Raw genomic sequence first — 11,492 nt, 5'->3', positions numbered from 1 at the left:
GGGCTATTCCCCGAGGTAATGCTTGAGCGTGAGGCGCAGCTCGGGGCTCATGCGGTCGAGATTGTTGAATAACCAGCGCAGATAGCCTGGATCGTTTTCAGCAATCTCGGCGACGGCTTTACCGCGGTATTTGCCGAAGGTAAAGGTGGTGAGCAGCGCCGGCCGACCGGTGATATCGGCCATTTCGTCAGGCGTCCAGCCGGAAACGTTGATGATATCCAGCAGCAGCGCAGCGGTGATATAGCAGTCATACAGCGCACGGTGGTGATGCAGCCCCGGCGGCGTGGCCACGTTCAGCTTACGTGATTTATAGAGCCCCATATTGCTGTATTTGATCCCCGGCCACAGCCGGCGGGCCAGCTTCATGGTACAGATCCACTCGCCATGCATCTCCGGTAACACCCGACGATCGAAGCTGGCGTTATGCGCGACATACCACGGGCTGCCATGATAGTGCGGAATAATCTCCTCAATCCATGGCTTATTGGCGACCATCTCTTCGGTAATCCGGTGAATAGCCATCGCCTGCGGGCTAATGGGGCGGTCAGGACGCACCAGATGACTCATGGGATTGGTGATCTGCCCGTCGACAATGTCGACCGAGGCGACTTCAACGATGCCCCCCTGCAGTCCGCAGGTTTCGGTATCAATGACGCGCAGCATGGCTCGCTCCAGAGCAAAACAATAAGCGTAAAGCAATTGGCCAGGCTTGCCAACCGACGGCGAGGGGGGAAGTAGGCATTATTTCTGTTTCGGCTCCCAGGGCAGGCGGGACAGCGAGACGGAGGCCAGCCGATGGGCGATCAGTCGTTCGCGGAACCAGTCGCGCAGATGGGCGGGCTGTTCACGCTCGACCAAATCAGCGACCACCGGCATATTATACCGCTCTTTAAAGGCGACGCCGGCGGCGGCGAGATCGACGTTGACTTTATCCATCTCATCTTGCGAAATTTTGGCCAGATTTCTTTCCATCATACACTCCACTCTGCTTGTAAACCCGGTCAGGGCCTGACGCCCGGCTCGACTCTGCCATTATACAGGGTTATTCTCTGTGCTACAGACATAACAAAAGGGAATGACGAATATGCGACTTCTTGCTGGACGCGCGATGCGCCTCTCCGTTGCGTTTGCCGGGCTATTAACCGCGACGGGCGCGCTCGCCCACGCTCACCTGCAGCAGCAGATCCCCGCCGCCGGTGCGCAGCTGGCGGCTTCTCCGCAGACGCTGACGCTCAGTTTCTCCGAAGGCATTGAACCCGCGTTCAGCGGGGTGTCCGTCACCGGTCCGCAGCAGCATGCGGTGGCCACCGGCAAACTGACCCGCAGCGCCGACAATCCCACCCAGGTCACCGTGCCTGTGGCGGAAACCTTGCGGCCGGGAGAATACACTGTGGCATGGCATGTAGTTTCAGTGGATGGCCATAAAACCAAAGGGCAATACACCTTTAGCGTGAAGTAAGCGATGCTGACCGGGCTCTATATTACCCTGCGTTTTGGGCATTTTATCGCCCTGATGCTGGCTTTTGGCTGCGTGCTGTATGGCGCCTGGTGGGCGCCGGTGCCGCTGCGACGCGTACTGATGCTGCGCTTCTATCCGCTGTTGCGCCCGCTGCTGCTGATCGGCGCGCTCTCTACCCTGGCGCTGTATCTGCTGCAGGGGGGGATGATGGGCGAGGGCTGGGCGGATGTCTGGCAACCCGCCGTCTGGCAGGCGGTAGCGGGTACCCGCTTCGGCGGGGTGTGGATCTGGCAGATCCTGCTGGCGTGGATCGCCCTCGCTGTGGTGTGGATCCGTCCCCGCCACGGCGCTCGCCAGCTGGTGGCCCTGCTGGCGGCCCAGCTGCTGCTTTCCGCTGGGGTAGGGCATGCCGCCATGCATGATGGTTTACTCGGCGCCCTGCAGCGGACTAATCATGCTGTCCACCTCTTCTGCGTTGCCAGCTGGTTCGGCGGCCTGTTGCCCTTTATCTATTGCCTGCGCCTGGCGCAGGGGCGCTGGCGGCAGGCCGCGGTCTATACCATGGCGCGCTTTTCACGCTACGGGCATCTGGCCGTCGCCGGCACCCTTGCCAGCGGGGCAATCAATGCGCTGTTGATCCAGGGAGGATTGATTGGCGCATCGCCCTGGGGACGTCTGCTGTTGATCAAATGTGCGCTGGTGGCCGGGATGGTGGTAATTGCGTTAGTGAACAGGTATGTTCTGGTACCGCGCATGTCGGCAAGCGGTTCGCGGGCGGAAAGCCTGATCCTGCGAACCACGCAGGCCGAGATAGGGCTGGGCGCGCTGGCGCTGCTGGCCGTCAGCCTGTTTGCCACCTGGGAACCTTATTGAATTAACTGGCAAAATCATGAAAAAAATTGTTCTGACCATGTTGTTACTGGCAAGCTCCGGCGCTGCTCTGGCGGCGCCGCAAATTATCACCGTGAGCCGCTTTGAGGTAGGAAAGGAGAGCTGGGCGTTCAACCGTGAAGAGGTGATGTTGACCTGTCGTCCGGGCAATGCCCTCTACGCTATCAACCCGAGCACCCTGGTCCAGTATCCGCTCAATGAGGTGGCTGAGCAGCAGGTCAAAGCCGGCAAAACCACCGCCCAGCCGATCTCGGTTATCCAGATCGACGATCCGCAGCACCCGGGGCAAAAAATGAGCCTCGCGCCGTTTATCGAGCGCGCGCAGAAGCTCTGCTAGATTTTCGCGCTATCTCGCTGTAATGACATAAAAAAAACCGCCCTTGCCGGACAACGGCAGTGGCGGTTTTTTCGCTAACAGCGCCCTCTTTTCCAGGAATTATTCGGCCACATTGGTCGCAGACTGGAAAAGCTGACGCGTTAAACTATTCTTATAGTGCAAGGCGACTTAGCCTGCATTAATGCCAACTTTTAGCGCACGGCTCTCTCCCAAGAGCCATTTCCCTGGACCGAATACAGGAATCGTATTCGGTCTCTTTTTATCTTAATCTGTCTGCTTTCGCGATGACCAGCGACATCCTGTCAGTCAATCACCAGGCTGGCCTCTGGATGTCCCGTTATAGCACACCGTTTTTAGCATACACAATTCATTTACACACAAATTGCATCCTGCGGAAGAACGATATGGGGAAGGCGGAACCGTAAGCGAGGGGAGAGGAAAAGAAAAAACCTGCACCTAAACAGGCCCGGCGTGCAGGTTAACTGGCGGGCCAACATCGGAAGTCTGCTAGTATACCCATTTGTATGATAAATAGAATAAACAAAACCTTATTGATTTGGCAATTCATGCGATTAGTCGTCCGCGCCCCACGACGTGGCGGGAAATAATATTCAGAGGTGTAGTTTCGGGCAAACAGTATTATTCCGGAACGCTGAAGGTGGGAAATATCTGACTCTCCAGATAGCAGAGTAAAAGCCAAATTTCATCGCTGAAAATAAACCATATGCTGCCCAGCAGCACGACCGCCAGAATAATCAGCAGAAAAATTTCGGTTTTACTCATCATGCTAACGACTATCCAATGGCCTGCGGGACCATGATAGTAGCGAAATAAGAACATAATAAGCAAACGCTGCGTAACGGGGCGGGTTCGCTGGTCGCGAAATTTACATGCCAGGCAGCGGCTGCGTCAATATTGCCACCTGCTCCGCCAGCTGATCCAGCAGCTGGAATCGACGCCGGTATTCGGCCCGTTTTTTACTGGCGATGCTCTCCAGCGGTTTTCTTTCCAGACGCAGCGGTAGCTGCCAGCGCCAGAGGCTTTCCGGCTTGCCGTCGATGGATTGCCAGAACTCATCATAGCTGGCGTGGAAATGGCGCCCCTTGCTCAGGCGATAGCGCAGGGCGCGGAACACATGGCCGTTATCGCTGACGCCGTAAATCGCCGCGATATGGCTGCGAGCGGCCAGCAGCCAGATAAACTCCAGCAGCAGGCGCTTCGGGAACAGACCGTAGCAGGCGCGGGTCGCCTGCTTGATCACCTCATGAGAAACGTGGCGTCGCGGTCCCTGTAAACCGCCGATGACCAGCTGCCAGGCGTCGCCCTCCCGGGTCACGCTGAAGGTCGCGCTGGCCAGCAGGGTATGGTCGCTGTCGCGCAGCCATAGGGTGGTTTCACCCTCACGCTCGGCCTTCCCGGCCGAAGAGGCCGAGAGGGTAAACTGGCGTTCATCCTTTCCATTGAGCGTCAGCAACGGGACCTCGCACACCGCGGTCATGGCATGCGCCAGCCGCGACCCGCGCAGGGTATCGACATAGCGATAATGGCTTATGACCGCCATCGCCCGCTGCCAGGCGTTGAGATCGCGCGTCAGATATTGACGGTGCACTTTCCCCGGCAGCGTCGCCTGCGCCGTCAGCAGCTGGTTAAAATCGTCACGAGCGCTCAGCGCCTCCAGCATCGCTTTGGTAGGGCTATAAAATAACGCCGTGCGCAGCAGAAACTTAAAGCGGTAATTTTTCTGCCGCCAGATAGGTGCGGGTGTTAATCTGCCCATCACCAGATCGGCAATGAGATGCGAGCGCGGCGTAAGCACGCTGGATGAATGCAGGCTATTGTCTGTCACGATAAACACCTCGTTGTTATTTCCTGCTATTTTAAAGCGAGGCACTGATAAGCTTAATGCTCTGGCCGACTATATTTGCCGTTTGTTTAAAATCGATTGAGGTGTAAATAAAAAACAGCGGCTGTAAGCTGGAATTACCTATAATTACGGCAGAGAGGTAATTATATGTATCAGCGTATTAATGGCAGCGACTGGCGTAATATCTGGCTGATGGGCGATCTGCATGGCTGCTTTGCGCTGCTGATGGAGCGCCTGCGCCGGCTGCGCTTTGATCCCTGGGCCGATCTGCTGATCTCGGTTGGCGATCTGATCGATCGCGGGCCGCAAAGCGCTGACTGTCTCGGCCTGTTGCGCAGCCGCTGGTTCAGGGCCGTGCGCGGGAATCATGAGCAGATGGCGCTGGAGGCGCTGGAGAGCGGAGATATGACGCTCTGGCAGATGAACGGCGGCGACTGGTACGCCCGGAGCAACGTGCGGCAGCGAGCTGACGTCGATCGGCTGCTGGCGCGATGTCAGCGGCTGCCGTTGATTATTGAAGTGGAGTGCGCAAAGTCGCGGCATGTGATCGCCCATGCCGATTACCCGGCGCCGGTCTATCGCTGGCAGCAGCCGGTGGATCCCCAGCGGGTCCTGTGGAGCCGCCATCGTCTGAGTGAACATCTGGCGGGGCGTCATGGCGCTATCGCCGGGGCTGACCATTTCTGGTTTGGCCATACCCCGCTTCGCGCGCGTTGTGACTACGACAATCAACACTATATTGACACCGGCGCCGTGTTCGGCGGCACGCTGACCCTGGTGGCGCTGCAGTCGGCAGGCTAAAAGTCACTGTATTCGCTGGCGGGTTGCCAGAAGCCGTCAATAAAATCTTCTATCGGGTAGCAGCCGCCGTGGCGGATCCGCTGATCTTCCATCGCCACCAGGCACTGCGTTTCCTCGCGGTAGACGTCAACCACAATGTCCTCGCAGCCGCCATCCAGATAGCAAATAAACAACACTAAGGCAAACATCCTGGCCTCATGTCCGGGGGCACATACTCTTTAGTGTAGGGGATGACGGCGGGACGGGGAAATAAATAACCCGTCTCAGGCGACGGGTTCATTGGTGTCAGGCAAGGCGCATGACCCAGGCATCGGACTGGCGGTCGTAATGTTTACGGTAGAGGACGGAATGTTCACCATTGAGAATCGCGGGAACGCTGGTATCGGCATCCCAGGCGTCAAGCTGCATACATAAATCTGGATCGGATTTGCAGGGAATGCTTAACGTTCGCTCACCCTGATGTTCACCATGCAGTTCGGCATCGTCTATCTCAAACGCGCCGATGCGGACATTGGTTTTACTCATCGCTTCACCCCATTTTTCAGCTGAGTTGTGGTACGACCAGTTGCGGCCGTCATTTTTCAGCGTAGTCAATGGGGGGAAAACCGCCAGTCAAAAAGTGCGTATTTTTTGCGCGGCGTCACACCTTGCCGGCAAAAAGTTTCCCATCGCGTACCAGCTCGCGCGGATAACTGTTCTTCAGACGGGAGCCGACGCGCTTGGCCAGGCCCAGCGGCACGCCCTGGAAGGTGACAATGGCTTCGTCCTGCGCTGGCGGGGTTTGCGGATAGACATCGCGTCCGCGATACCACGCTTCCGCCTCCTCCAGCGTCAGCTCGAAGGCGCGCTGTGGCGCGGCAAAGGCAATAACCGCCTCATGCTGCCAGCGATAACCCTTATTGTGCAGCTCCGCCAGGCGCACGCCAATGCGCGAAAACCGCACCCGACCAAACAGAGGCTCCATAGACTGCGGAAACAGCCACAGCTCTTTATCTCGTTGCCACAGCGTGTGGCTCGCGTCCCATTCCAGGCCGACAGCGCGGGCGGCGGCGGTCGCCGCGGCGGCTTCCCGGCCCTTCAGCGGCACAAACGGGAACTTGCCGACCTTATAGCCCGGCGCCGGGAGCGGATCGATCGCCGCAGTCTTGCGCAGGCGAGCGACAAAGAAGCCTTCACAATCGTAGATCTGCGGGAAGACATGCAGAAATCCCTCCGCGGTTAGGGCATCGGCCGCGCCGGGAAACAGCGCTTCCAGCGGCTGGATCTCTACCGCCTGCGGGTAACGGGACAGCAGCCAGTGAATGACTGACTGATTTTCTTCGCGGTTCAAGGTGCAGGTCGAATAGACCAGCGTCCCGCCAGGGCGCAGGGCATGGAAAGCGCTGTCGATAAGCTCGCGCTGGGTGGCGGCGATGTCGAGGTTGCTCTCCGGCGACCAGTTTTTCAGCGCGTCGGCATCTTTGCGTACCACCCCTTCGCCGGAGCAGGGGGCATCAAGCAGAATGGCATCGAAGGCTTCGGGCAATGCCGCGCCGAACACCCGCCCGTCGAAATGGGTCAGGCCGACGTTGCTGATGCCGCAGCGGCTGATGTTGGCATGCAGCACTTTCACCCGGCTGGCGGAGAACTCATTCGCCAGGATGCCGCCCGCATTGCCCATCCGGGCGGCGATCTGGGTGGTTTTCGACCCCGGGGCGGCGGCAACGTCCATAACCCGTTCAGGCTGCGGGTTGTCGGCGAACAGGGCGGCGACCGGCAGCATTGAGCTTGCTTCCTGAATATAGAACAGCCCGCTGAGGTGTTCGGCGGTGCTGCCCAGCGGCAGCGCATCGTCGTCCCGCTCGATCCAGAATCCCTCCTCACACCAGGGGACCGGCGTCAGCTGCCAGCCATAGGGAGCGACCAGAGAGAGGAAATCATCGACGCTAATTTTCAGCGTATTGACGCGAATACTACGGCGTAGCGGGCGCTGACAGGCGGCGATAAAGTCGTCGAAAGAGAGGTGCGCCGGCATCGCCGCGCGCATTTGAGCGAGAAACGCTTCAGGGAAATAGACAGTATTTTCGGCCACGGGCAGCGCACCACAGAAAAAAAGGGTGCGCAGTTTAGCACAAACGCCCCGGTGCAGGACACCGGGGCGTGCGGTTTGTCGTCTGCCCGCCGCCGGCGTTTGCCGGGGCGGGAGAAGGGGAGGCGAGGATTACTGCGGCAGGGCGGTGCCCCACTCCCGCCACTCTTTCGGCTCGCTCTCCAGCAGCAGGAAGTGCTTGCCGTCCTGGGCCTTCGGCGCCAGCGGCGTACCCGGCGGCGTGGCAAAGGCGATCCCGCCGCGGATAAACTGATTGAAGGTCCCGGTTTTCACCACGCCGCCAACCAGGCCGAAGTCGAGGCTGTAACCTGAGGCCAGCCAGAACACCGAGTTATTGCGCACCAGGTACTGGTAGCGCTTGCTGATGCGCATCTTAACCATGACCCGGTCAGACATTGATCCCAGCGACAGACCGGTCACCGTCCCGACTTCCAGGCCGCGGAACAGCACCGGCGTACCGATGCCAAGCGATCCGGCCTCCGGCGCTTCCACCACGATATTCAGACCGTCGATATAGCGCGAGTCGCTGATCGTCGTATCCTGGATCTCAAAGTCGCGACGCGCCGGGCCGCGTCCGGGCTCAACGTTAATATAGGACTGGAACAGGGTGTCGAGATGCTCCACGCCTGCCGCGGAGATCTGCGGGGTGATCACCGAGAAGCGAGTCCCGGCGCGGGCAAACGTGCCGACGTATTCCGGGTAAAGCACGGCTTTCGCCTGCACCTCGTTTTTGGCGGTGATCAGCTCCAGGGACTGGATCTGACCGATATCAATGCCGAGATAGCGAATCGGCATCCCGGCCGCCATCTTCCCGGCGTCAAACGCATGCAGGGTGATCTGGCCGCCCACGGCGCGCGCCGCCGTTTCAGAAGCGTAAAGGATGCGTTTATTATTCAGCCGCGCGTTGGCGCTGCTGCCGTTGAGGTTATCGAAACTGATCGCTCCTTTAATGGCGCGGGCCAGCGGCGAGGCCTGAACGGTGAGCCCGTTGCCGTCAAGTTTGACCTTCGCACCCCCTTCCGCCCAGAAGACGCTGTTGTTGGTCAGCAGGTAGCGGTACTCCGGCTTGATATGCAGATCGATATCGAAAGCGTCTTTGCGCGGTTTGACGGCGATGATCTCGCCGACGGCGAATTTACGATACAGCACCACCGAGCCAGCCTGAACGTCAGGCAGCGTCTCAGCGGAGAGGCTCAGGGTGGTGGTCGGCACTTCGCTCAGGCTGTTTTCCTGCGCCTTTTCGAGGTTGGCATACAGCGGATAGCTGCTCTGCATTTCGCCTTTTTCACCCGGGATCACCCGGATCCCGCCGTTCACCCATTCGCTGGCGCTGGCGCCCAGCACCTGCACGCCATCGAGCCCCACTTTGACATCCAGACGACTGTTCACCACAAACTTGCTGTCGCCGCGAATCAGATCGCGGTATTCCGGGGCAATCGCCACCTGGAAGGTCACCCCTTTGGCCGTCAGCTTGCGCTCCAGCACCTGGCCGACTTTCACCCCGTGCAGCACCAGCGGCTGGCCGCCGTCGATCCCGTAGCTCTCCGGCGCCGAAAGGGTGACGGTGGCGACATTGGGCTCCTCCAGCAGCGCTTTATCCGCTGGCATGACGGAGAAGTGATTACGCGGTTCGCCTTCGCCGGGAACCAGCTCAAAGGTATTGCCGGTGAGCAGGGCGCTGACGCTGGGGTTATCAAGGGAGATCTTCGGCTTCTTCATCTGAATCAGCGTTTTCTCCCGCAGCAGGGTCACCACGCTCGGGTCGACGGTCATCTCGCCCGTGACTTTGCCGCCAGGGTTAAGATTCAGTTTGCTTAACTGGCCCACTTCCAGCCCCTGATACATCAGCGGCGTCGAGCCCGCTTTCAGGCCGTCGCCGTCCGGCAGGTCGAGGGTCACCACCACCCCGCGCTGACTGTGCGCCAGGTCTTCGTACAGATGATAGTCATCGTTTTGCGACGCGACCTGCGAATCGGCAGGGGAGTCAAAGGCGATGGCGCCGTTCACCAGCGCGGAAAGGTTCTCCAGCTGCACTTTGGCCCCGCTCAGGCCGACGTCGGCTTTGATCCCGGAGACGTTCCAGAAACGGCTGCCTTTTTTCACCAGGTTGGTAAACCGGCGCTCGATCAGCACATCAATGGTGACCCCCTGGTTATTGTCATTCAGCGTGAAGTCATACACCCGCCCGACCGGGATCTTACGGAAGTAGACCAGCGAGCCGCTGCTCAGAGAGCCAAGGTCGGGCGCCTGCAGGTGGATCATCAGCTCGCCGTTGTTGATGCGGTATTTGGGCTGGGTGTCGAGGGCGACGAAGTGATCTTCGGGTTCGCCCTTGCCCGGCATCATGCCGATATAGTTCCCGCCTACCAGGGCATCCAGTCCTGACACGCCGGCCAGAGAGGCTTTCGGCGTCACCAGCCAGAACTGCGTATCTTTGCGCAGCGCCTCTTTCATATCGCGTTTGATGCTGGCGGAAACTTCAATTTTACTCAGGTCTTTACTGAGACTAATGTCCTGGACGGTACCGACTTCCACCCCCTGATAGCGGATAGGCGTCCGCCCCGGCACGATGCCGTTAGCAGACTGGAAATCGATAGTGATCGTCGATCCACGGTCGTCAAAGCTGGTCCAGATGAGCCAGGCGGCAATCAGCAGCGCGATGACCGGCAGCAGCCAGAATGGCGAGATACGACGTTTGGTTTTTATTCTGGCTTCAGTCTGCGAAGCGGGCGTTTCCTGACTCATGTGCGTCCCAAAGTAAGCGGCTGTCCAGCCATTCAACTGCAAGAATAGTTAAAATTACCGCGCCGCCGAAGTAAACCGCGGCCGGCCCCATCGTAAAGGCGAGGAGCTGATCGCGATTGATTAGCGACATGGTGAGTGAGATAACAAACAGATCCAGCATCGACCAGCGGCCAATCCAGGTTATCAGCCGCAGCAGCAGGATGCGGGTGCGCAGCCCCTGCTCGCATTTGAATTGTATGCTGAGCAGCAGGGTAAATAACACTATAACTTTGGTGAATGGCACCAAAATACTGGCGATAAACACCACGCCGGCGATGGCGATATTACTGCTGGCGAGGGAGATGATCCCGGAGAGGATGGTGTCTTCCTGGCGCGCGCCGTTAACGTAAATGATGGAGATCGGCAGCAGGTTGGCCGGTAAGAGCAAAATCAGCGAGGCAATCAGCGCCGCCCAGCTGCGCTGCAGGCTCTGCGGCCGGCGATGGTGCAGCGGCGTGTGGCAGCGCCGGCAGCGGCCGCGGGCGTCGCGGTAGCCGGTGTAGTGGCAGCCGGTGCACACCTGCAGATTGTTATCGGCGCGGGTCGCCGGCCGTTCGGGATAGAATCGCTCCCACAGCTCTTCGACGTTCATATGGATAAGCGTCAGGATGCTCAGCAGCGTCAGGGAGATAAATGCCACGAGGCCGATGCCGGGCTGCAGAAAGGCGTAATCCTGCACCTTGATGGAGGCGACGCCGATGCCCACCAGATAGATATCCAGCATGACCCACTCCTTGAGCTTACCGAGCATTAGCAACACCGGACGCAGGTTCATCCCCAGCACGTTGCCCAGCCACAGATAGCTAATCGAAACCACCAGCAGCACCGGGGCGACCACCGCGCAAAACAGCACCATCGCGGCGGTAAGCGGGTCGCCCTGCGCGGTCATCTGCCAAATGCCATGCAGGACGTTGGCGTCAATGCGAACCCCCAGCAGGTGAAGGCGCAGCAGGGGTTCGGACCAGGCAAAGGGCATTAACAGCAGCATCGCCAGGGCCATGCTGCCCAGACGGGTCAACGACCAGTCGCGGCCATCGCGCACCTTCGCGTTACAGCGCGGACACCAGGCGCTTTGGTTGCGTTTAAGCACTGGTAAGCGAAAGAGCATGTCACACTGCGTACAGCGCTGATAATGCGCATAGGGAAGCGGTGTGCTCACGGCATGCACGACCATCTTATTCGCAGGCTTAAGGGTGGATGTTTTTATCGGCATTTAATACGTACAGGAATGAATGTATCCCACTATCTTAACCTATGAATGAATTCA

13 protein-coding genes are annotated in these 11,492 nt (G+C 59.0%); 4 read left to right on the top strand and 9 right to left on the bottom strand.

Annotation, left to right across the window (positions count from 1 at the left end; all coding sequences use genetic code 11):
- Positions 1–3: 3 nt before the first annotated feature.
- Both exoX and ACOI7D_RS19935 read right to left on the bottom strand, forming a co-directional pair.
- Positions 4–663: an exodeoxyribonuclease X gene (gene exoX, locus ACOI7D_RS19940; RefSeq protein WP_109547165.1), complete on the bottom strand. Its 660-nt coding sequence runs from the start codon at positions 661–663 to the stop codon at positions 4–6.
- Between the two features lie 78 nt (positions 664–741).
- Positions 742–972: a DNA polymerase III subunit theta gene (locus ACOI7D_RS19935; protein WP_002911406.1), complete on the bottom strand. Its 231-nt coding sequence runs from the start codon at positions 970–972 to the stop codon at positions 742–744.
- 112 nt (positions 973–1,084) lie between these two features.
- Here ACOI7D_RS19935 and yobA point away from each other — a divergent pair, with 112 nt between their 5' ends.
- The 3 genes from yobA to ACOI7D_RS19920 are packed head-to-tail and all read left to right on the top strand — an operon-like array spanning position 1,085 to position 2,687.
- Positions 1,085–1,459, top strand: coding sequence for a CopC domain-containing protein YobA (gene yobA, locus ACOI7D_RS19930; protein WP_032453372.1), 375 nt, complete (start codon positions 1,085–1,087; stop codon positions 1,457–1,459).
- 3 nt (positions 1,460–1,462) lie between these two features.
- Positions 1,463–2,332 (top strand): copper homeostasis membrane protein CopD, encoded by an 870-nt coding sequence (gene copD, locus ACOI7D_RS19925; RefSeq protein WP_048297809.1) that lies wholly within the window; start codon positions 1,463–1,465, stop codon positions 2,330–2,332.
- 16 nt (positions 2,333–2,348) lie between these two features.
- The gene (locus ACOI7D_RS19920) at positions 2,349–2,687 is read left to right on the top strand and encodes a YebY family protein (RefSeq protein ID WP_002911404.1); all 339 of its coding nucleotides are present in this window, start codon (positions 2,349–2,351) and stop codon (positions 2,685–2,687) included.
- A 639-nt stretch (positions 2,688–3,326) separates the two neighbouring features.
- Here ACOI7D_RS19920 and ACOI7D_RS19915 read toward each other — a convergent pair.
- Both ACOI7D_RS19915 and ACOI7D_RS19910 read right to left on the bottom strand, forming a co-directional pair.
- Positions 3,327–3,470, bottom strand: a complete 144-nt coding sequence (locus ACOI7D_RS19915) for an Ecr family regulatory small membrane protein (protein WP_032425946.1) — start codon at positions 3,468–3,470, stop codon at positions 3,327–3,329.
- A 103-nt stretch (positions 3,471–3,573) separates the two neighbouring features.
- Positions 3,574–4,542: a VirK/YbjX family protein gene (locus ACOI7D_RS19910; protein WP_072413392.1), complete on the bottom strand. Its 969-nt coding sequence runs from the start codon at positions 4,540–4,542 to the stop codon at positions 3,574–3,576.
- A gap of 156 nt (positions 4,543–4,698) precedes the next feature.
- On the opposite strand from ACOI7D_RS19910, the gene pphA reads away from it, so the two are divergent.
- Positions 4,699–5,352 carry a protein-serine/threonine phosphatase gene (gene pphA, locus ACOI7D_RS19905; protein WP_101994712.1) on the top strand — a complete coding sequence of 218 codons (654 nt, stop codon included), beginning with the start codon at positions 4,699–4,701 and terminating at the stop codon, positions 5,350–5,352.
- Here the strand turns inward: pphA and ACOI7D_RS19900 are convergent.
- The 5 genes from ACOI7D_RS19900 to yebS form a co-directional block, all read right to left on the bottom strand.
- The gene (locus ACOI7D_RS19900) at positions 5,349–5,540 is read right to left on the bottom strand and encodes a YebW family protein (protein ID WP_002911395.1); all 192 of its coding nucleotides are present in this window, start codon (positions 5,538–5,540) and stop codon (positions 5,349–5,351) included. The genes pphA and ACOI7D_RS19900 overlap by 4 nt on opposite strands.
- A gap of 97 nt (positions 5,541–5,637) precedes the next feature.
- Complete coding sequence (locus ACOI7D_RS19895) at positions 5,638–5,877, bottom strand: YebV family protein (RefSeq protein WP_002911393.1); 240 nt, start codon at positions 5,875–5,877, stop codon at positions 5,638–5,640.
- Between the two features lie 115 nt (positions 5,878–5,992).
- Positions 5,993–7,423 (bottom strand): 16S rRNA (cytosine(1407)-C(5))-methyltransferase RsmF, encoded by a 1,431-nt coding sequence (gene rsmF / locus ACOI7D_RS19890; RefSeq protein WP_032428917.1) that lies wholly within the window; start codon positions 7,421–7,423, stop codon positions 5,993–5,995.
- 129 nt (positions 7,424–7,552) lie between these two features.
- On the bottom strand, positions 7,553–10,186 hold the full coding sequence (locus ACOI7D_RS19885; RefSeq protein WP_017900210.1) for a PqiB family protein: 2,634 nt from the start codon (positions 10,184–10,186) through the stop codon (positions 7,553–7,555).
- Positions 10,155–11,438, bottom strand: a complete 1,284-nt coding sequence (gene yebS, locus ACOI7D_RS19880) for a membrane integrity lipid transport subunit YebS (protein WP_032428915.1) — start codon at positions 11,436–11,438, stop codon at positions 10,155–10,157. Before yebS ends, ACOI7D_RS19885 begins: the two co-directional genes overlap by 32 nt.
- Between the last annotated feature and the right edge of the window lie 54 nt (positions 11,439–11,492).

Origin of the sequence: Klebsiella sp. C360 (assembly GCF_048822415.1) — a bacterium.
Classification (GTDB): Bacteria; Pseudomonadota; Gammaproteobacteria; order Enterobacterales; family Enterobacteriaceae; genus Klebsiella; species Klebsiella quasipneumoniae.
This window is presented reverse-complemented; position numbering and strand designations above follow the sequence as displayed.

Excerpts from the sequence above, each read along its gene's own strand:
- yobA (WP_032453372.1), top strand. The coding sequence starts at position 1,085 with ATGCGACTTCTTGCTGGACGCGCGATGCGCCTCTCCGTTGCGTTTGCC.
- ACOI7D_RS19935 (WP_002911406.1), bottom strand. The coding sequence starts at position 972 with ATGGAAAGAAATCTGGCCAAAATTTCGCAAGATGAGATGGATAAAGTC.
- ACOI7D_RS19915 (WP_032425946.1), bottom strand. The coding sequence starts at position 3,470 with ATGAGTAAAACCGAAATTTTTCTGCTGATTATTCTGGCGGTCGTGCTG.
- yebS (WP_032428915.1), bottom strand. The coding sequence starts at position 11,438 with ATGCCGATAAAAACATCCACCCTTAAGCCTGCGAATAAGATGGTCGTG.
- pphA (WP_101994712.1), top strand. The coding sequence starts at position 4,699 with ATGTATCAGCGTATTAATGGCAGCGACTGGCGTAATATCTGGCTGATG.
- ACOI7D_RS19900 (WP_002911395.1), bottom strand. The coding sequence starts at position 5,540 with ATGTTTGCCTTAGTGTTGTTTATTTGCTATCTGGATGGCGGCTGCGAG.
- copD (WP_048297809.1), top strand. The coding sequence starts at position 1,463 with ATGCTGACCGGGCTCTATATTACCCTGCGTTTTGGGCATTTTATCGCC.
- ACOI7D_RS19920 (WP_002911404.1), top strand. The coding sequence starts at position 2,349 with ATGAAAAAAATTGTTCTGACCATGTTGTTACTGGCAAGCTCCGGCGCT.
- ACOI7D_RS19895 (WP_002911393.1), bottom strand. The coding sequence starts at position 5,877 with ATGAGTAAAACCAATGTCCGCATCGGCGCGTTTGAGATAGACGATGCC.
- ACOI7D_RS19885 (WP_017900210.1), bottom strand. The coding sequence starts at position 10,186 with ATGAGTCAGGAAACGCCCGCTTCGCAGACTGAAGCCAGAATAAAAACC.
- exoX (WP_109547165.1), bottom strand. The coding sequence starts at position 663 with ATGCTGCGCGTCATTGATACCGAAACCTGCGGACTGCAGGGGGGCATC.